Here is a 20,218-nt window from a genome sequence, read left to right on the forward strand (position 1 = left end):
CGAAAAAACTAGAGAATCAAAGGAGAGGGAAAATGTTCGAACTCGTAGACAACATCCCCGCAAGCCCGGTAATTAAAGTTATCGGTGTTGGCGGAGGCGGCGGCAACGCTGTCAACCACATGGTCAAGAGCAACATTGAAGGCGTTGAGTTCATCTGCGCCAACACTGATGCCCAGGCGCTGAAAAGCATCAGCGCGCGGACCATCCTGCAACTGGGCACCAGCGTGACCAAAGGTCTCGGCGCCGGTGCCAACCCTGAAGTAGGTCGTCAGGCCGCTCTCGAAGATCGTGAGCGCATTGCCGAAGTCCTGCAGGGCACCAACATGGTGTTCATCACCACTGGCATGGGCGGCGGTACCGGTACCGGTGCTGCGCCGATCATTGCCGAAGTGGCCAAGGAAATGGGGATCCTCACCGTTGCGGTGGTGACCCGTCCGTTCCCGTTCGAAGGTCGCAAGCGCATGCAGCTCGCCGACGAAGGCATCCGCCTGCTGTCGGAAAGCGTCGACTCGTTGATCACCATTCCCAACGAGAAGCTGCTGACCATCCTCGGTAAGGACGCCAGCCTGCTGTCGGCTTTCGCCAAGGCTGACGATGTACTGGCCGGTGCCGTTCGCGGTATCTCCGACATCATCAAGCGTCCGGGCATGATCAACGTCGACTTTGCCGACGTGCGTACCGTGATGAGCGAAATGGGCATGGCGATGATGGGCACTGGCTGCGCCAGCGGTCCGAACCGTGCACGCGAGGCCACTGAAGCGGCCATTCGCAACCCGTTGCTGGAAGACGTGAACCTGCAAGGTGCACGAGGCATCCTGGTGAACATCACCGCCGGTCCTGACCTGTCCCTGGGTGAGTACTCCGACGTGGGTAGCATCATCGAAGCTTTCGCTTCCGAGCACGCGATGGTCAAGGTCGGTACCGTTATCGATCCGGACATGCGCGACGAGTTGCACGTGACTGTGGTTGCCACCGGTCTGGGCGCGAAAATCGAGAAGCCTGTGAAGGTCATCGACAACACCGTTCACACCTCCATGGCGTCGCAGCCGCAACAATCGGCTCCCGCTCGTCAGGAAGCTCCAGCGGTGAACTACCGTGACCTGGACCGTCCGACCGTCATGCGCAACCAGGCTCAGGCCGGTGCTGCGACTGCCGCGAAGATGAATCCGCAAGATGATCTGGATTACCTGGACATCCCGGCTTTCCTGCGTCGTCAGGCCGATTAATGGAATGTATCAGGGCTATGAAGGTGATTGGTGTTCAGCAAAGGCGCGGTCTGCTATCATCGCCAGCCTTTGTTGATACCAGTTCGCAATTTGCGCTGAAGCGGCCCAAGCCATGATTAAACAACGCACACTGAAAAATATTATCCGTGCCACAGGTGTCGGCCTGCACTCCGGGGAGAAGGTATACCTGACCCTCAAGCCTGCACCTGTCGACACCGGCATCGTGTTTGTTCGTGCCGATCTGGACCCTGTGGTGCAGATCCCTGCACGCGCGGAAAACGTTGGCGAAACCACGATGTCGACCACGCTGGTCAACGGTGACGTCAAAGTGGACACGGTGGAGCACTTGCTCTCGGCCATGGCTGGCCTGGGCATCGATAACGCCTACGTCGAGCTCTCCGCGTCTGAAGTCCCGATCATGGATGGTAGCGCTGGACCTTTCGTATTCCTGATTCAATCGGCCGGCCTGGAAGAACAGGACGCACCGAAGAAGTTCATCCGGATCCTGCGGGAAGTGACAGTGGAAGATGGCGACAAACGCGCCACTTTCGTCCCTTTCGAAGGCTTCAAGGTGAGTTTCGAGATCGATTTCGATCACCCGGTTTTCCGTAACCGCACACAAAGTGCAAGCGTGGATTTTTCCAGTACTTCGTTCGTAAAAGAAGTCAGCCGCGCCCGTACCTTTGGTTTCATGAGTGACATCGAGTACCTGCGCAAGCACAACCTCGCACTCGGCGGCAGCGTTGAAAACGCTATTGTGGTCGACGCGGATGGTGTACTGAACGAAGACGGCCTTCGCTATGAAGACGAATTCGTGAAGCACAAAATCCTCGATGCAATTGGTGACCTCTACCTGCTGGGCAATAGCCTGATTGGTGAGTTCAAGGGCTTCAAGTCCGGACATGCATTGAACAACCAGCTGCTGCGCAAGTTGATTGAGCAGACAGATGCTTGGGAAGTCGTGACTTTCGAAGACGCCAGCGCTGCACCGATCTCTTACATGCGTCCGGTTGCGGCGGTGTAAGCAAAAAACCTCTCTAGTTTTTAAAGGCTGCCTTCGGGTGGCCTTTTTTTATGCCTGCCGGAAAGTGATGCGGTGTTCGTTCTGGCCCCCTCGCGGGCAAGCTCGCTCCCACAGGGGAACGCATTTCAAGTGCGGGAGCGAGCCTGCTCGCGATGGGGCCAGTCGCAACAGCACAAGAACATCAGACAGAAGCCACCACCCGATTCCTCCCGCTTTCCTTCGCCTGATACAGCGCCTTGTCCGCCGCAAACAGCAACTGTTCAAGGCTGGTATCGGTGGTCGGGGTCCAGGTGCTGATGCCAATACTGACAGTGATCGGTGATTCCACCCCTGCCACAAACGGCAGTTGCTCCACCGCAGACCGAATGTGTTCAGCAATCTGCTGTGCCCCCGCGCTGTCCGTTTCCGCCAGGATGACCGAAAATTCCTCCCCTCCGTAGCGAGCGACCAGATCCGTCGGTCGCCGTACGTGCTCGTCGATCACCTTGGCCAGCGCGCGCAGCGCATCGTCACCCGCCTGATGGCCATGTTGATCGTTGAACGCCTTGAAGTGGTCGGCATCGATCATCAACACCGACAGCGGTTTGCCGGAGCGTTGCGCGCGAAACCACTCATGGCGCAGGGTTTGATCGAGCATTCGGCGGTTGGCCACGCCGGTCAAGGCATCGGTGGCGGCCAGTTGTGCGAGTTCCTGCTCGGCGTTGTGCCGCAGACGCAACTCCCGACACAGCAGCCACGTCAGCCAGAGCAGGCCGATGCACAGAACGCCGGTGGCAACGCTGATCGCGATCGCCGTGCGTTTCCAGGTGGCGAACACTTCGTTGCCGGAGAGGGCGACGATCACCGTCAAGGGCAGGTTGCCGACCCTGGAAAAGGTATACAGGCGTCGTTGCTGGTCAACGCTCGACACGCTTTCGAAGCTGCCACTGCCCTCGCGCAGGATACGCACGACGTTCGGGCGGTTGGCGAAGGCTTTGCCGATCGAGTCGTTTTCCAGATAGGGCTTCTGCGCCAGCAGAATACCTTCATCGTTGATGATCGACAGCGCACTGTCGGTGCCGATGCTCAGGCTGTTGAATAACTGATCGAAGTAGCTCAAGCGCATCGACGCCACGGCAACACCCTGAAACTCACCGGTGGCCGAGGAGATGCGGCGGCTGAAGCTGATGCGCCATTCGTCGCTGTCGTCGCAGTCACAACGGGGCTTGAACGGCCGACTGATGAACATGCCGGTGTCGCGGTTGAAGGCATGCGCGAGGAAGTAATCGCGATCGGCAAAGTTGCCGGGCTTGGGTTCGATCTGCGATGAGTCGGCCAGCACCTCGCCGTGCTTGTCCAGCAACAGAATGTCACCCTTGAAGCGCGCCGTGGTGGATCGGTCGAACAGTACGAGGTGGCGGATTTGTGCGGACACCTGTTTCAGGTCGTCCCGTTGCGAGGCGGCAATCAGGCCTTGCAGGGTCAGGTCGTAGAGTTCGACGGTACGCAGCACGTCGGCATTGATCAGTTGCGCAATCGTGGTAGCGCCGCGTGTGGCCGCCTGCTGGGCGTTGGCGTGTTCGCGGATCAGCAGGAAGGTGACGATGCTGAGAATCGCAATGACCGTCAGGGAGCTGCCGAGGATCACCATGAGCTCCGGGCGGCCGGTCTTGGCTGAAACGAGTGGGGGGCGGCTCGCGAGCATGGGAAATAGGTCTGCTTGAGGAGCAAAAAAAAGGCCAGCAAAACGCGCTGGCCTTTACTGCCTAGAGCTTAGAAGACATTGAGCGGGTAGTCGACGATCACCCGGTATTCGTCGGTGTCCTGATCCAGCGCGCCATAGCCATTGCCGCCACGGTTGGTGGCCCATTGCAGGCGCACTGCCAAGTCCTTGGCCTTGCCGTCCTGGACCACGTATTTGAGGTCGACATCGCGTTCCCAGTGCTGGGCATTTTTGCCGTCGGCGCTGTACCACGACGCATAACCGCGACTCTGCAGGTCGACCTTGGTCAGGTCCAGCTCGCCCCGGGAGTAAGACACTGCCGAGGTCAGGCCGGGTAGGCCGAGTCCGACAAAGTCGTAGGCATACTTGAGTTTCCACGAGCGTTCATTCGGACCGTTGAAGTCGGAATACTGCTGGGAGTTGTCGAGAAAAATGCTGTCGCCTTGGCTGATGTAATCGAACGGTGTATTGCCGTTGACCCGCTGGTAGGCGGCGGTGACGCTGTGATTGCCCACGCCGACGGTGAAATGCAGGCTGTAAGTGTTGTTGTCGATGTTGCCCAGCAGCGCATCACCGGTGTCTTGCGTGTGATAAACGTGCAGGCCCGGGTTGAGGCTGACTCGTTCGTTCAGCGCGTAGGTGTAATCAAGGTCGTAGTAGTACTGGTTCCAGATGTCCTTGAGCTCGGCGGCGTAAAGACTGCTGGTCAACCCCGGCAGGCCGCTCCAGGCCACGCCGGCCCAATTCAGGTGCTGGCTTTCGTCGCCCTCGGCGAGGCTGCCATAAGAGGTGCCGATGCGCGTATGACCGCTTTGGTTGTAGGGCTTGGTGAAACTCGCCTGGCCACCTTCGATCAGAAAACCGTCGAAGCTGTGGTTGCTCAGGCTGACGCCGCGAAAGGTCTGCGGCAGCATGCGCGTCTCGCCGCCGGCGATCACCGGGTTGGTGAGAAACAGGTCGCCCGCCTTCAGCTCGGTATTGAAGGCGCGCATTTTCAGCGTGCCCCCCGCCGTTGAAAACGACCCCGGCGCTTTGCCGTTGCCCTCGCCGATCGGCAGGATGCTCGAATTGTCAGTGCCGCCACCGCCGTCGAGCTTGAGCCCGAGCATGGCGTGGGCATCGACGCCGAAACCGACGGTGCCGTCGCTGAAGCCTGATTCGAAAATGCCGAGGAAACCCTGGCCCCATTCGATGTTGTCGTCCGCCTGCTGCAGGCGGTTGCGGTTCATGTAGTAGTTGCGGGCATTAAGGTTGAGGCTCGACCCTTCGACGAAACCTTCATGATCGGCTGCTTCGACGTTGATCGGCATCGTTACGGCAATTGCAATGAACAGCGGATTGAATCTTTGAGGGAAACGCACTAGCGGTACAGCTCCTTGGGTCAACTGAACACTTCATTGTTTTGAAGTGCGGGATGTTTCTTGTTAGCGAAAACGAACCGGACAGCGTGTGAACCACAACAAAAAAAAGCCGCTGATAGCAGCGGCTTTGAAGACAACTTTTCAACAGGAAGAGCCGATGAAAAGTGTCGAGGGAAATAGAGCGATGCGAGCGATCAACTATCTTTCTCGACCCGTGGCTGGGCCTGAGTGGTCGAGGCTTTTGGGGTTTGCGCGGCGTCTTGAGCCTTGGCCGTCATTTCGCTCTGATGGTCTTCAAACGCTGCGGCGCGCACGGCATTGTGGGCGACGAAGGCCTGCGACTCTTCAGCCATGGCGAACGGGGAGAGGAACAAAGAGGACAAAACGAAAGCGCTGGCAATACCCATAGTGTTGGACATCTTTAAAACCTTCTTGCTTGGCAAGTGCTGTTTGGTGGCGCAAAGATAAGGATCTTGGCCGATGGGAAACAGAGCCAATTCAAGAAAGGACTGTTGCGGGAAAAGCAAAGATCACAGACCTGCCAAAGGTCGCGAGCGGGTTAAACAGGCAAATGGATACCGAAGGTATTCATGCCATGGTCACTGCGCACAAATACATCCCCGCCGTGCATCAGCGCAATCGCCTTGACGATCGCCAACCCCAAACCATGGTTGTTGCCACTGTTGCTGCGCGACGCATCGACTCGATAAAAGCGCTCGAACAATCGAGGCAGATGTTCGTTGGCAATCGGCGCGCCGGGGTTTGCGACACCGATACTCACCTGATGCTCTTCGACGTCGATCCGCACCTGAATCACCTGCCCGGGCTCGGTGTGCTGCACCGCGTTGCTCAGCAGGTTGATCAGCGCCCGACGCAGATGCGCGATCTCGATCCGCACCTGCGCGTCGCCACTGACCTGCACCTGGACTTGCGCGTCTTCCAGGATGAAATCCAGATATTCCAGCGTCGTCGCCACTTCATCCGCCAACGAGGTGGACGTCAGTTTGGTGGCCTTGCTGCCCTGATCCGCGCTGGCGAGGAACAGCATGTCATTGATGATCGAACGGAGTCGCTCAAGCTCCTCAAGGTTCGATTGCAGCACCTCGAAATAGTGTTCCGCCGAGCGTCCACGCGTCAGCGCAACCTGGGTCTGACCAATCAGATTGGTCAACGGTGAGCGCAGTTCGTGAGCAACGTCGGCATTGAACGACTCAAGCCGCGAGTAAGCCTGTTCGACCCGTTCCAGCGTGGAGTTGAACGAGTTGACGAACTGATTGAGCTCCGGCGGCAACGACGATAAACGTAAACGCCCGGAACGCAACGGCGGCGCCAGTCGTTGGGCCTCCTGGGACAACTTGATCAACGGCTTGAGGCCGATCCGCGCCACCCAATAACCGAGGGCCGAGGCCAGCAGCACGCCGACAATCGCCAGGCTGATCAGGGCAATCAGCAGATGGTGTTGTGTTTGAAAAAACGTCTCGGTGTCGATGCCGATCATGAAGCGCAGCGGCGGGCGTTGATCCTTGGCCGGGAACTGGCTGACCAGCACTTTCATTGGATAAGGCTGGTCCGGCAGCTGCAAGTCACGCATGCCCAGGGGGCCTTCGGCGAAGGCGCGGATCTGCGGCGTCGGGTTGCCATATTCGTAGTGCGGATCGGTGCTGATGATCCAGAAACTGATGCGTTTGTCTTCTTCGCCGAGCAGCTTGAGCTTGTTGTTGATCTTCACCCAATGCTCGGGCGTGCCGTAACGACCGACGGTGGATTCGAGCACGCTGTAACGCGCGTCCAGCTCGGCTTCGGGCAGCAGACCCAGGCCTTTGTCGACCTGCTGATACAGCGCCCAGCCAATCAACAGGAACACCAGTAGCGCCACCAGCGTGAACATTCCACTGAGGCGCAGGGCAATCGAATTACTGGACACCACGGCTCTCCAGCACATAACCCATGCCACGGATCGTGTGCAGCAGTTTCTCGTCGAACGGCCCGTCGAGTTTGGCGCGCAGGCGTTTGATCGCGACTTCGACGACGTTGGCGTCGCTGTCGAAATTGATGTCCCAGACCATTTCCGCAATCGCCGTTTTCGAGAGGATTTCACCTTGCCGGCGGGCCAGTACGCTGAGCAGCGAGAACTCCTTGGCGGTCAGGTCCAGACGGGTGCCGGCACGGGTCGCCTTGCGGCTGATCAAATCGATCCACAAGTCGGCGATGCTCACTTGCACCGGTTCGTGGCCGCCGCTGCGCCGAGTCAGGGCTTGCAGACGCGCCACCAGTTCGAGAAAGGAAAACGGTTTGCCGAGGTAATCGTCGGCGCCGTCGCGCAGGCCTTTGATCCGGTCTTCGACACGTTCGCGGGCGGTGAGCATGATCACCGGGGTTTGCTTGCGCGCACGCAAGGCGCGCAGTACGCCGAAGCCATCGAGGCCCGGCAACATCACGTCGAGGACGATCACCGCGTAATCGCTTTCCAGCGCCAGGTGCAGGCCTTCGACGCCGTCCCGCGCCAGGTCCACGGTGTAACCCTGTTCCGTCAGGCCGCGGTGCAGATAGTCCGCGGTTTTTTCTTCGTCTTCGATAATCAGAACGCGCATGGCCCCGCCTCAGTCTGTGGTCGCCAGCGCCGTCAAGGGTGCTGGTTCTGGCCGATGGAAAAGCCGCTCCAGCCACAAGTATATGACCGGAGTGGTAAACAGCGTCAGCGCCTGGCTCACCAGCAAGCCGCCGACCACCGCAATGCCCAATGGCTGGCGCAGTTCGGCGCCGGTGCCATAGCCGAGCATCAGCGGCAGCGCGCCGAGCAGGGCGGCGAGGGTGGTCATGATGATCGGGCGGAACCGCGTGACGCAGGCCTGGAAAATCGCTTCTTCCGGTGGCAAGCCACGGTTGCGTTGGGCGTCGAGCGCGAAGTCGATCATCAGGATGCCGTTCTTCTTCACGATGCCGATCAGCAGTACCAGCCCGATCAGCGCCATGATCGAAAAATCCTGGCCGAAGATCCACAGCATGATCACCGCCCCGAGCCCCGCCGAAGGCAGGGTGGAGATGATGGTCAACGGGTGCACAAAGCTCTCGTAGAGCACGCCAAGGATGATGTACACCGCCACCAGTGCCGCCAGAATCAGCCACGGCTGGCTGGCCAGCGAACTCTGGAACGCCTGGGCCGCGCCCTGGAAATTGCCGCTCATGGCAGCCGGCATGCCGATCTCGGCCTTGGCCTGGTTGAGCATGATCACCGCATCGCCCAACGCGACGCCGGGCGCCAGGTTGAACGACAGGTTGGCGGCCGGGAACATGCCGTCGTGGGCGATCGACAACGGGCCCACCGTCGGCGCATCGAATTTCGCCAGCGCCGATAACGGCACCATTTCCCCACTGAGCGGCGAGCGCAGGTAGAAGTAGTTGAGGCTTTCGGCCTTGCCGCGTTGCTTGGTGTCCAGCTCCAGGATCACGTTGTACTGGTTGACCTGGGTCTGGAATTCGTTGATCTGCCGCTGACCGAACGCGTCGTACAGCGCTTCATCGACATCGCTGGCGGTCAGGCCGAAACGTGCGGCAGCGCTGCGGTCGATGCTGATGTGGGTGATGCTGCCACCCAGTTGCAGGTCATTGGAAATGTCGCGGAACGCCGGGTTGGCGCGCAGTTTTTCCGTCAGGCGCTGGGTCCAGGTGCTGAGGGTCGCGCCGTCGTTGCTCTTGAGCACGTATTGATACTGCGCGCGACTCGGGCCGGAACTGAGATTGATGTCCTGGCCTGCGCGCAGATACAGCACGATGCCCGGGACCTTCATCAGTTGTGGACGGATCCGGTCGATGAACTGGCTGGCCGAGACGTCGCGCTCGCTGCGTTTTTTCAGGGAGATCCAGAAGCGGCCGTTGGCGATGGTCTGGTTACTGCCGGAGACACCGACGGAGTGGGAAAACGCCGCGACGGCCGGATCTGCCGCGACGATTTCCGCCATCGCCAGGTGCTTTTTCACCATGTCGCCGTAGGAAATATCGGCGGCGGCTTCGGTGGTGCCGAGGACAAAACCGGTGTCCTGCACCGGGAAGAAGCCTTTGGGAATGAAGATGTAACCGGCGATGGCCAGCGCCAGAGACAAGCCGAATACCCCGATCATCAATTTCTGATGGGCGAGGGCGCGGCGCAGGCCTTTTTCGTACCATGCCAGCAAGCGTTCGCCGAACGTGGGTTTGCTGTGGGCGTGATGCACCGGTGCTCGCATGAACAGCGCCGCAAGCGTCGGCGCCAAGGTCAGCGACACCACCACGGAAATCATGATGGTAGACGTGGCCGTCAGGGCGAACTCCTTGAACAGCCGCCCGACCACGCCACCCATGAACAGCAGCGGAATGAACGCCGCCACCAGCGAAAAACTGATCGAGACCACGGTAAAACCAATCTCGCCCGCGCCTTTGATCGCCGCCTCGCGCATGCCGTCACCGGCCTCCAGGTGCCTGTGAATGTTCTCCACCACGACAATCGCATCGTCGACCACAAACCCCACGGCCACCACGATCGCCACCAGTGTCAGGTTGTTCAGGCTGAAACCCATGATGTACATCAGGGCAAAACTGGCGACCAGCGAAACACCCAGCACCGCCGACACAATCAGCGTCGCCGACCACTGACGAAGAAACAGCGCCATCACCGCCACCACCAGCATGATCGCGATCAGCAGGGTGATTTCCACTTCATGCAACGAGGCGCGGATGGTCTGGGTCCGGTCCACCAGCACTTTGACCTCCACCGATGCCGGCAGCATCGCTTCGAGGCCGGGCAGCGCCGCTTGAATGCGATCCACGGTCTCGACAATGTTGGCGCCCGGTTGCCGGGAAATCACTAGGTTCACCCCGGGCTTGTCTCCGGCCCAGGCTTGCACATAGGCATCTTCCGAACCGTAGACGACCTTGGCGACATCCTTCAGGTGAACGGGCGCACCGTCCTTGTAGGAAACGATGAGCTGGCTGTATTCCTCGGGATGAAACAACTGATCGTTGGTCGATAGCGTCGAGATACTTGATTCGCCGTACAGCGCGCCTTTGGCCAGGTTGAGGCTGGTTTGCTGGATCGCCAGACGAATATCCGCCAGCGTCAGGCCGATGGCCGCGAGTTTGTCGGCCGAGGCTTGAACGCGAATCGCCGGTCGTTGCTGACCGGTGATGTTGATTTGGCCTACGCCGTCGATCTGGCTGATCTGACGGGACAGCAACGTTTCCACCAGATCGCTGAGTTCGGGGCCGGACATCAGGGTCGAATTGATGCTGAGAATCAGCACCGGGCTATCGGCCGGGTTGACCTTGCGCCAGGTCGGCAGGTTCGGCATGTCCTTGGGCAGTTTGCCGGCAGCGGTGTTGATCGCGGCCTGCACTTCCTGAGCGGCGGTGTCGATGCTTTTGTCGAGGGTGAATTGCAGGGTCAGGTTGGTCGAGCCGAGGGCGCTGCTCGAGGTCATCTGAGTCACGCCGGGGATGGCGCTGAACTGCACTTCAAGCGGCGTGGCCACCGAGGAGGCCATGGTTTCCGGGCTGGCGCCGGGCAGTTGCGCGGCCACCTGAATGGTCGGAAATTCAGCGGCCGGCAGCGGCGCGATGGGCAGCCGTGGGAACGCAATGACGCCGAGCAGTACCAGGGCGAACGTCAGCAGGATTGTCGCCACCGGATGATCGATGCACCACGCGGAAACCGAGCCGTGGCCCTTCATGGTTTCGCCTCCGTTTGCACCACTTGCGGTGGTTCGGTCAGTACCTGCACGGTCGAGCCGGGCTTGAGCCGCGATTGGCCGTCGCTGACCAGCACGTCGCCGGGGTTCACGCCTTTGATGATGTCTTGGCCGCTGCCTTGGTAAACCATTTGTACGGTGACGGTTTCGACCTTGTCGCCCTTGACCCGGTACACGAAATGTTGATCGAGACCGCGCTGTACGACGGTGGGCGGGACAACCAGCGCATCTTTATCCAAAGCTGTCTGAATTTTTACCGTTACCAGAAGGCCCGGCCAAAGTTTCTGCCCGGCATTATTGAATTCAGCCTTGGCGCGGATGGTCCCGGTGTTGGCGTTGATTTGGTTGTCGATCAGGGTCAGGTGACCCTCGCCCAGCAGGTTGCCGGTTTCGCCGTCGGTGTCGGCACCGATGTAGGCCTTCACTTGAGCGTGCTCCGGGTCGTTGATCAGGCCTTGCAAGGTCGGCAGCATTTGCTGCGGCAGGGAAAACTCCACGGCGATCGGGTCGATCTGGGTCACCGTGAACAAGCCTTGGGTGTCGGTCATGCGCAGGAAGTTGCCTTCGTCCACCGTGCGAATCCCGACGCGACCGGTGACCGGGGAGCGAATCTGTGTGTAGGAAAGCTGCACCTGAGCGGCGTCAATCGAAGCCTGATTGCCTTGAGCCGTGGCTTTCAGTTGGTTGACCAGCGCTTGTTGCTGGTCGTAAGTCTGCTTGGACACGCCGTCGTCGACGCTCAGCAGTTTGTAACGCTTGAGGTTGACCAACGCCACTTGCAACTGCGCCTGGCTTTCGCCCAGTTGCGCGCGGGTCTGGTCGAGGTTGGCGCGGATCGAACGGTCGTCGATGGTGGCCAGCAGGTCACCCTTGTTCACCAACTGACCTTCCTTGACCAGAATCCTGGTGAGGATGCCGTCGATCTGCGGACGGACCACCACGCTGTGCAGGGACAGCACCGAGCCGATGCCGCTGACATAACGCGGAACGTCTTTTTCGCTGACGTTGACCACTCGAACCGGGATCGCCGTGGGCGCGGCGAGTTTGGCCGTGGCGGGTTCGGTGGCGTACCACACGCCCAGCGCTGCCAGGACAATCAGAAAGGCGGCGAGCAGGGCGGTTTTTTTCTGAATTCGCATGCGAGTGGGACGCCGGGGCTGGGTGGACGGAGTTTGGTCAGGGTTATACCTCCCTTTATAAACCTGTTCGCCGGTCAGGAAGGTGACTGCTAACTGACGGCGCTGTCAGTTTGGCGTCAGGCCTGTCACGACAAAACCCGACGGACTCGCGTGCTGCAATCGCCGACACAGGTATACTGCCGTCTTTCGCGGCTCGCTGACCGGGCCCGACTCTTTTGCATCACCCGGAGCTTTCATGACTTCCCCGACACAACCGCCGGTTGCCGACGCTTTGAGCGACGACCAGGCAGACCTGCCAGACAGCGTCGACTCCAGCGCAGACAGCGAAACCAAAGCCGCGATCCCGGCGTTCAAGTTCCCGTTCAAACCGGGTGAACTGGCCGCGGCAAAGTCTGCCAGCCAGCCCTGGTACAAGAATGGCGCCAAGAACGGCCACACCAAAACTCCCGGCGCAGCGCCGCCCGGCACCCGTCGTTCGATGGGCAAACGCTGAGTCCCATCCTGCCACCCTCGGCCATCGGCTGCGGTTTTCAATCGCGGTGATGGCTAAGTGCTCATATCCTGAGCCAGATCAACGTTTGTGGAATCAGTGCGCTTAGAGTCAGCAGCCCTGCCGACTCTTTCCATCCAACGAGCGCGCTTTCCATGAAGATCAACCTCCCGGTGACCGGCCGTAATGTCGACGTTGCGGCTGATGCGAACATCCTCTCGACCACTGATCTGACCAGCGCGATTACCTACGCCAACGACGATTTCATCAACATCTGCGGTTACAGCCGTGAGGAGTTACTGGGCTCGCCGCACAACTTGCTGCGTCATCCGGACATGCCGGCGGCGGCTTTCGCGCACATGTGGCAGACCCTCAAAAGCGGCCGTTCGTGGATGGGACTGGTCAAAAATCGCTGCAAGAATGGCGATCATTATTGGGTCAGCGCGTATGCCACGCCGGTGACGCAGAACGGTAAAACCGTGGAGTATCAGTCGGTCCGGACCAAGCCCTCGGCACGGCAGATCGAAGCCGCGGATAAAGCCTACACACAGCTTCGCAGTGATCGCACATCGCTGTGGCAGCGGTGGCCCGTGCTCGGTCCGGGTTTCAAGATGATGGCACTGTTCAGCGCAACATTGGCCTGTGTGGTGGGCATCGAAGCGTGGTTGAACCCTTCGTCAGCGGTTTTCGGCGCACTGGCGTTTGTCGTGGGCAGTGGTTTGGCGGCGCTCGGAACAGCATTGATGTTGCGCCCGCTGAAGGCATTGACCGAGCGCGCCCGGCAGATTGCCGATAATCCGTTGAGTCAGGTTGTCTACACCGGTCGTCGAGACCAGTTCGGCCAGATCGAGTTTGCCTTGCAGATGCTCGAAGCGCAGGTCGGCGCGGTGGTGGGACGCATCGGCGATGCATCGCAGCGCCTGGCCGGGCATGCGGCGGAACTGGTCGAGCACCTGCAAGGCAGCCACAACAGTACGCTGGCCCAACAGGCTGAAACCGATCAGGTGGCGGCGGCGATTAATCAGATGTCTGCCAGCGTGGCCGAGGTTGCCGGCCATGCGCAGCAGGCGTCTCAGGCGGCCGACCTGGCCGGCAGCGAAACCCGTGAAGGTCATCGGTTGGTGAGTGAGAGTCGCCATGCGGTGCTGCGTCTGGCCGAGGAACTGGCCAGCGCCACTGAGGTGATTCATCAACTGGAGGGGCACAGCAGCGAGATTACTGGCGTGCTGGACGTGATTCGCAGCATCGCCGAACAAACCAATCTGCTGGCCCTTAACGCGGCCATTGAAGCGGCGCGTGCCGGGGATGCCGGGCGCGGTTTTGCGGTGGTGGCCGATGAAGTCCGTGGCCTGGCCCAGCGCACTCAGCAGTCGACCAACGAGATTCAGCGCATGATCAGCACCCTGCAAAACAGCACGCGCGACGCGGTGGTGGTGATGCAACAAAGCAGTGAACAGGTGGACAACAGCGTCGAGCAGGCCCGACGTGCCGCCGACGCGCTGGAAGCGATCAGTCGGCGGGTCAATCAGATCACGCAAATGAGCCTGCAAATCGCTTCGGCGGTGGAAGAGCAGAGCACGGTCAGCGAAGACATCAACCGCAATATCATCGGCATCCGCTCAGCCTGCGAGGTCACGGTCAGTGAAGGGCAGCAAAGCCAGGCGAATTCCACCGATGTGGCGGGGCTGGCGGGGGACTTGCGGTTGTTGGCGCAAGAGTTCTGGCGAACACGTCGCTAAGCCGCCCGCAGCGAAATGAACGCATAGTTGAGCGGCGCCGCGGTGGCCACTTGCGCACCGGCCGCCAGCACTTGTCCGGCGATATCGTCACCCGAAACGTGGAACTGCCAGGCACTGCCCGGTCCAGGCAGCTGTTGTTGCGTCACCTGATCGATGGCCGTGGCGAACGCGCTCATGTCCGGCAGGTAGGCGGTGAATCCATCGCCCTTCAGGGCTGTGACGCGAATCCCCAGTGACGCACAAATCGCATCTTTGCTGCGGATATCATCGCGATCCGCCTGACGGGAGCGCTGGATAAGTCCTGCGAGCTGCTGATCGACCAGTTCACCGCCAATGATCAGGTCGGGGCCTTTTTCCCAGGATTCGGGCGGGCATTCCTTGATCGCCGGATTGAGGGGAATGTGCGGATTGATTTCCATCGGATAGATGCGACAAACCAGCGGCCGGCGTTCGTAGATGCGGCAGAGGTTGTCTTCGTCAAGATTACGGCAGGGGCCGACGTTGTAAGCCGCAAACGTGATGGCCACGTGCGCCTCGCAGGTGCCGCTTTGAACCGCTACCGAACGCCGTTCGGCATGTTCGCGTTGCTGCACCGGCAGGCCGAGGCCATTGCCGAGGAAACCTTCCACCAGCACGATCACCTGACCGCCGTCGGCCGCCCACATCCGCGCTTCCGCCAGGGTCAGGGGGACGTGATGGTCATTGCAGCATTTGCCACAACCTACGCAGGAAAACGGTGTATTCATCGAAGGATCAGTCGCCTATCAGGGCCGGATATGGCGACAGAATGCCACCGCGAAGGTCTGCTCTGAAGCAAGTTATGCGCCATTCATTTGGATTTGGCCGGTGTGCGGATGGAGTCCCATTCGGTCACGTAGGCGGTTTTGCTTTTTTTGTTGTAGAGGCACAGCTCGGTGCCTTGCTGGCCTTTCATGTGTTTTTGCGGGTAGCGGCCTTGCAGCAGAATGGCTGTGTATTCGACCCGGTCATCGAACTGCGCGGCTTTGCCTACGGGGAAGGCGTCCGTCAGGCCGCTGGCCTTGGTGCAACTGGCGAGCACGGCTTTGTCGAAGGCGGCCCAGGCGTCAGGGCTGGAGGCTTGGGCTTGAGAAGCGAGGGCGGTGAGGCAGAGGAAGGTGAGGGTGGTGGCTTTCATTGATCAGGCATCCTTGGGCGTATGTGGGCCGAGTATGCCTGATGGTAGGAGGTGGAATGTGTCGACCTCATCGCGGGCAAGCCCGCTCCCACCGGTTGTGTGTCGTATTCGTCTTTTGCGAACGACACACATCCTGTGGGAGCGTGGCTTGCCCGCGATGGCGGTGTATCAGGCTGGAACCGGCTCGCGGCGGACCACCGTCATCCCGCAACTTTCATACAACCGCTGTGCCCGAAGGTTGTCTTCCAATACCTTCAAATCCACAAAACCTTCGCGACGCTGCTGAAACACTTTGAATGCATTCAACAGCAACGCCCGGCCCAAACCCCGACCCTGAGCTCGCGGGTGCACCACCAGATTCTTGATGTAGGCGCTGGTCCAGCACTGGCACACGCCAACGATACCGTCGGCATCCTGCGCGATGAAGCACAGGGACGGATTGTATTCAGGGTCGGTCTCGAACCGCTGTTGCCAGACATCCAGCGTCGGCACGCGACCGCCCCCCTCCAGATACCCCAGTTCCATCAAACGATGAACGGCTTCTGCCCATTCTTGCCGGTATTCGTGCAGGACAATTCCCGGAGGCCAAGTGATAGCGGGCACAACCTCCGCCAGGTTGCGCCGCATCAGCAAGCAGAATGCTTCGTCCACACTCAGTGACCTTGTTCGGCGACCGCTTTGGCCGCTTCGATCAGGCACTTGGTCAGCTCCGGTGAAGAGAACTTGGTCAGTACCGCGTTGGCGCCGGCCAGACGCGCTTTTTCGCTGTTCATCGCGCTGTCCAGCGAGGTGTGCAACAGCACGTACAGGTGCGAAAAATCCGGGGTTTCGCGCAGGGTGCGGGTGAAGGCGTAGCCGTCCATCTCCGACATTTCGATGTCCGAAACAATCAGGTTGATCTGCTGGGCGGTGCCTTGCAGGTCCAGCAGGCAATCAATGGCTTCCTTGGCGCTGCGCGCGGTATGGCATTGCAGGCCGAGGTTGCGCAGGGTGTGCACCGATTGCTGCAAGGCCACCTGGCTGTCGTCGACCACCAGGATGCGCGCGTTACCGAGTACTTCGGCGTCTTCCATGCTCAGTTCGGTCGGGGCCGTTTCGATCTGCGCCGGGGCGATCCCGTGGATGACCTTTTCGATGTCCAGCACCTGCACCAGCGTGCCGTCCACCGAGGTCACGCCGGTGATGTAGGAACGCACACCGCCGGAGCCGAAGGGCGGCGGGCGGATGTCGGTGGTCAGGCAATGGACGATCTTGCTCACGGCCTGAACGTGCAGGCCCTGTTTGGAGCGGCTGACGTCGGTGACGATCAGGCAGCCACCGTTCGGGTCTTCCAGCGGCCGCTCGCCGATCGCTCGGCTGAGGTCGATCACCGACAACGACGCGCCGCGCAGGGTGGCGATGCCTTTGACGTGAGGGTGCGACTCCGGCAGCTTGGTCAGCGGCGGGCAGGGGATGATTTCACTGACTTTGAGCAGGTTGATCGCCATCAGCTTGCCGCTGCGCAAGGTAAACAGCAGAAGCGAAAGTGAGTCTGCGCGGGCTTTGGTGGAGGACATAAAAACCTTCTGTGGAAAAAGGTGATGGGCGAATGAAAAGTCGCCAAAAGCTATCGATGCCGGGTTATCGACTTGATGGGGGCAGGCTTTAGAAAATCGGTTGAATGGTAAGACGATATCGCGAACAGGCTCGCTCCCACATTTGATCTGTGCCGTTCACAAATCCACTGCGGGAACGAGGCTGCTCGCGATGGGTCATCACTTCAAACCCAATCGCTTGGCCATCCGCCCGAGATTCGCCCGATCCAAGCCTAGCTCACGCGCCGCGCTCGCCCAATTATCGTGGTGCCGTTCCAGGCAAGCGCTGATCAATTGCCGTTGGTAATGTTCAGTCGCCTCACGCAAATCCCCCGACACCAACGCCAGCGGAGCCGCGACCGGTTGTTCGGCCGCCGCTTCAACACGGCCATTGGGCAAATCCAGGTCCGCCGCACTCAGGCTGAGAATCTTCGGCCGTTCCTTGCAGTTACCCAGCGCTTTCAGCGCGCTCCGGCCAATCAAGTGCTCCAGTTCCCGAACATTGCCCGGCCAGTCATACGCCAGCAACGCCGTTTGAGCGTCACTGTTGAGGCGCAGGCTGTTGAGGCCCATGCGCGAACGGTTCTGCTCAAGGAAGAAACCGCTGAGCAGCAGCACATCCCGCCCGCGATCCCGCAGGGCCGGCACCAATAGCGGGTAAACGCTCAAGCGATGGTAGAAATCGGCGCGATAGCGGCCGCTGCGCACTTCCTCGGCCAGATCACGGTTGGTCGCGGCGATGAGTCGCACGTCGACCTGATGCTCCTTGTCCGAGCCCAGCCGCTGCAATTGACCGCTTTGCAAAACCCGTAGCAATTTGGCCTGCACCGTCAGCGACAGTTCGCCGACTTCATCGAGAAACAGTGTGCCGCCATTGGCCAGTTCGAATTTGCCGCGACGATCGCTGGTCGCCCCGGTAAAGGCGCCGCGCACATGGCCGAACAATTCGCTTTCCACCAGCGTGTCCGGCAGCGCGGCGCAGTTGAGGCTGATGATCGGCTTGTCGGCCCGGGGCGAGGCGGCGTGAATCGCCTGGGCCACCAGTTCTTTGCCGACCCCGGTTTCACCGGTAATCAGCACGGTCAGGTCGCTGCCGCCGACCAGGCTGACTTCCTCCACCAAACGTTTGTGCGCCTTGCTCTGGCCGATCATCTCGCGGTTCTGCTGGCCGCTGGCCTGTCGGTACACCTCGGCGCGCTGATGTTCGTCTTCGACACGATTGGCCAGCCGCTCGATGCGCTCGGCGGCATTGACCGTGGCGGCGGCGAGGCTGGCGAAGGCCTGCAGGGCGTCCAGTTCGATCGGTTCGAAACGTTCCGGGTCGAGGGCGTCCAGGGTCAGCAAACCCCACGGGCGCTCGTCGATAAACAGCGGGCAGCCCATGCAATCGTGGACTTCCAGGTGTTCATGGAGGCCATCGACCAAGCCGTCGTAAGGGTCGGGCAGGTCGCTGTCGGCGGCAAAACGGGTCGGCCCGGGGCTGCTCAGCAGCGCTTCGAAACGCGGGTGTTCGCTGACCTTGAAGCGTCGGCCGAGGGTGTCGGTGCTCAACCCGTCGACGGCCAGCGGCACCAGCCAGTCGCCATCGAGGCGCAACAGTGCGGCGGCATCGCAGGGGAGCAGGGCGCGCATGGCTTCGAGCAGGCGCCGATAGCGCTCGCCCTCGGGGAGTTCGCGGGACAGGTCCGAGACCAGGGGAAGCAATGTGGTGAGCAAGGATTTTGCAGTCATAGTGACTCCATGTAGTCGAGATGACTATAAGTCAGGCCGTGTCGTTATGACTATGATGTTTTTAACATGTTGATTTATAACGATTAAATAGCTGGCACGGAAACTGATAAGGAGAGAGCAATCAATTAGAAAACCAAGTAGCTCAGGAGTCACCTTATGCTCAGCGTTCAAGACCGTGCAATCGTCAAATCCACTGTACCGTTGCTGGAAAGCGGCGGCGAAGCATTGATCACGCATTTCTACCGCATGATGCTCTCCGAATACCCGGAAGTCCGCCCGCTGTTCAACCAGGCTCACCAGGCCAGCGGTGATCAACCCCGCGCCCTGGCAAACGGCGTGTTGATGTACGCGCGCCATATCGATCAGCTCGACCAGTTGGGCGACCTGGTGGCCAAGATCATCAACAAGCACGTGGCCCTGCAAATTCTTCCGGAACACTATCCGATTGTCGGCACCTGCCTGTTGCGGGCGATTTCCGAAGTGCTGGGTGACGAGATCGCCACGCCGGAAGTGATGAGCGCCTGGGGCGCCGCTTACGGTCAACTGGCCGAGATCCTGATCGGCGCCGAAACCAGCATCTACGACCAAAAAGAACAGGCGCCGGGCGGCTGGCGCGGCGCGCGGGAATTCATCGTCGCGGCTAAAATCGAGGAAAGCGCGGAAATCACCTCGTTCTACTTCGAGCCGGCGGACAAAGGTCCGATCCTCGCCGCAGAGCCTGGCCAGTACATCGGCATGAAACTGATCCTCGATGGCGAAGAAATTCGTCGTAACTATTCGCTGTCAGCCCTGGCGAACAAAGGCCAGTACCGCATCAGCGTCAAGCGTGAAGACGGTGGCCGCGCCTCGAACCATCTGCACGATCAATTGCACGTCGGTTCCAGCATTCAGCTGTTCCCGCCGTCGGGCGAATTCACCCTGACCGACAGCGACAAACCGTTGGTGCTGATCAGCGGCGGCGTAGGCATCACCCCGACCCTGGCCATGCTCGAGGCGGCGCTGGAAACCCAGCGGCCGGTGCATTTTATCCACTGCGCACGCAATGGCAGTGTTCACGCTTTCCGCGACTGGATCGATGGATTGGCCGAACGTCACCCGCAACTCAAGCGCTTCTATTGCTACGACGAAGATGACGGCGTCAGCCCGGCAGCGCACAAGGTCGGGTTGTTGAGTCAGGAACAACTGGGCGAGTGGTTGCCGCAACAGCGCGATCTGGATGCGTACTTCCTCGGGCCTAAAGGTTTCATGGCGGCGGTGAAGCGTCACCTCAAAGCCTTGGGTGTACCGGAGAAGCAAAGCCGCTACGAGTTCTTCGGCCCGGCTTCAGCGCTTGAATAATCGCTGATCGCAGACGCC

17 protein-coding genes and 1 pseudogene are annotated in these 20,218 nt (G+C 60.2%); 6 read left to right on the forward strand and 12 right to left on the reverse strand.

Features of this window, described 5'->3' with window-relative positions:
* The first annotated feature begins 32 nt into the window (after positions 1-32).
* Both ftsZ and lpxC read left to right on the forward strand, forming a co-directional pair.
* Positions 33-1,226 (forward strand): cell division protein FtsZ, encoded by a 1,194-nt coding sequence (gene ftsZ, locus F8N43_RS16530; RefSeq protein WP_150633452.1) that lies wholly within the window; start codon positions 33-35, stop codon positions 1,224-1,226.
* A gap of 112 nt (positions 1,227-1,338) precedes the next feature.
* A complete protein-coding gene (lpxC, locus tag F8N43_RS16535) occupies positions 1,339-2,250 on the forward strand; it encodes a UDP-3-O-acyl-N-acetylglucosamine deacetylase (RefSeq protein WP_150633451.1) in 912 nt (303 codons plus the stop codon).
* Between the two features lie 181 nt (positions 2,251-2,431).
* Here the strand turns inward: lpxC and F8N43_RS16540 are convergent, their stop codons facing one another.
* The 7 genes from F8N43_RS16540 to F8N43_RS16570 form a co-directional block, all read right to left on the reverse strand.
* A complete protein-coding gene (locus F8N43_RS16540) occupies positions 2,432-3,934 on the reverse strand; it encodes a sensor domain-containing diguanylate cyclase (RefSeq protein WP_150654045.1) in 1,503 nt (500 codons plus the stop codon).
* Positions 3,935-4,002: 68 nt separating this feature from the next.
* A complete protein-coding gene (locus tag F8N43_RS16545; RefSeq protein WP_150639643.1) occupies positions 4,003-5,313 on the reverse strand; it encodes an OprD family porin in 1,311 nt (436 codons plus the stop codon).
* A gap of 194 nt (positions 5,314-5,507) precedes the next feature.
* On the reverse strand, positions 5,508-5,732 hold the full coding sequence (locus F8N43_RS16550; RefSeq protein ID WP_150633448.1) for a hypothetical protein: 225 nt from the start codon (positions 5,730-5,732) through the stop codon (positions 5,508-5,510).
* A gap of 140 nt (positions 5,733-5,872) precedes the next feature.
* Complete coding sequence (locus tag F8N43_RS16555; RefSeq protein WP_150633447.1) at positions 5,873-7,237, reverse strand: heavy metal sensor histidine kinase; 1,365 nt, start codon at positions 7,235-7,237, stop codon at positions 5,873-5,875.
* Entirely contained in the window at positions 7,227-7,904 is a 678-nt protein-coding gene (locus F8N43_RS16560; protein WP_007916978.1) for a heavy metal response regulator transcription factor, read from the reverse strand. Before F8N43_RS16560 ends, F8N43_RS16555 begins: the two co-directional genes overlap by 11 nt.
* 9 nt (positions 7,905-7,913) lie before the next feature.
* Positions 7,914-11,015 (reverse strand): multidrug efflux RND transporter permease subunit, encoded by a 3,102-nt coding sequence (locus tag F8N43_RS16565; protein WP_150654046.1) that lies wholly within the window; start codon positions 11,013-11,015, stop codon positions 7,914-7,916.
* A complete protein-coding gene (locus F8N43_RS16570) occupies positions 11,012-12,172 on the reverse strand; it encodes an efflux RND transporter periplasmic adaptor subunit (RefSeq protein WP_150654047.1) in 1,161 nt (386 codons plus the stop codon). Before F8N43_RS16570 ends, F8N43_RS16565 begins: the two co-directional genes overlap by 4 nt.
* Before the next feature lie 235 nt (positions 12,173-12,407).
* Between F8N43_RS16570 and F8N43_RS16575 the strand changes: the two genes are divergently transcribed.
* The 3 genes and pseudogenes from F8N43_RS16575 to F8N43_RS16580 all read left to right on the forward strand — a co-directional run bounded on the left by F8N43_RS16575 (position 12,408) and on the right by F8N43_RS16580 (position 14,401).
* On the forward strand, positions 12,408-12,665 hold the full coding sequence (locus F8N43_RS16575) for a hypothetical protein (protein ID WP_150633444.1): 258 nt from the start codon (positions 12,408-12,410) through the stop codon (positions 12,663-12,665).
* A 152-nt stretch (positions 12,666-12,817) separates the two neighbouring features.
* Positions 12,818-13,099, forward strand: a pseudogene (locus F8N43_RS29905) (PAS domain-containing protein); the annotation flags it as partial.
* 258 nt (positions 13,100-13,357) lie between these two features.
* Complete coding sequence (locus tag F8N43_RS16580) at positions 13,358-14,401, forward strand: methyl-accepting chemotaxis protein (RefSeq protein WP_412071064.1); 1,044 nt, start codon at positions 13,358-13,360, stop codon at positions 14,399-14,401.
* On the opposite strand, the gene F8N43_RS16585 is transcribed toward F8N43_RS16580, so the two are convergent.
* The 5 genes from F8N43_RS16585 to norR all read right to left on the reverse strand — a co-directional run bounded on the left by F8N43_RS16585 (position 14,398) and on the right by norR (position 18,862).
* Positions 14,398-15,147, reverse strand: coding sequence for a YkgJ family cysteine cluster protein (locus tag F8N43_RS16585; protein WP_150654048.1), 750 nt, complete (start codon positions 15,145-15,147; stop codon positions 14,398-14,400). The two genes, F8N43_RS16580 and F8N43_RS16585, sit on opposite strands and share 4 nt — an antisense overlap.
* A gap of 83 nt (positions 15,148-15,230) precedes the next feature.
* Entirely contained in the window at positions 15,231-15,557 is a 327-nt protein-coding gene (locus F8N43_RS16590) for a hypothetical protein (RefSeq protein WP_150639647.1), read from the reverse strand.
* A gap of 168 nt (positions 15,558-15,725) precedes the next feature.
* Positions 15,726-16,184, reverse strand: coding sequence for a GNAT family N-acetyltransferase (locus F8N43_RS16595; protein WP_150639686.1), 459 nt, complete (start codon positions 16,182-16,184; stop codon positions 15,726-15,728).
* 26 nt (positions 16,185-16,210) lie between these two features.
* Positions 16,211-17,113: a chemotaxis protein CheV gene (locus F8N43_RS16600; protein ID WP_150633440.1), complete on the reverse strand. Its 903-nt coding sequence runs from the start codon at positions 17,111-17,113 to the stop codon at positions 16,211-16,213.
* Positions 17,114-17,311: 198 nt separating this feature from the next.
* Positions 17,312-18,862 carry a nitric oxide reductase transcriptional regulator NorR gene (gene norR / locus F8N43_RS16605; protein ID WP_150633439.1) on the reverse strand — a complete coding sequence of 517 codons (1,551 nt, stop codon included), beginning with the start codon at positions 18,860-18,862 and terminating at the stop codon, positions 17,312-17,314.
* Between the two features lie 156 nt (positions 18,863-19,018).
* Here norR and hmpA point away from each other — a divergent pair, with 156 nt between their 5' ends.
* A complete protein-coding gene (gene hmpA / locus F8N43_RS16610) occupies positions 19,019-20,200 on the forward strand; it encodes an NO-inducible flavohemoprotein (RefSeq protein ID WP_150633438.1) in 1,182 nt (393 codons plus the stop codon).
* The last annotated feature ends 18 nt before the right edge of the window (positions 20,201-20,218 follow it).

Origin of the sequence: Pseudomonas fluorescens, assembly GCF_902498065.1 — a bacterium.
In the GTDB taxonomy this organism is placed as follows: domain Bacteria; phylum Pseudomonadota; class Gammaproteobacteria; order Pseudomonadales; family Pseudomonadaceae; genus Aquipseudomonas; species Aquipseudomonas fluorescens_BJ.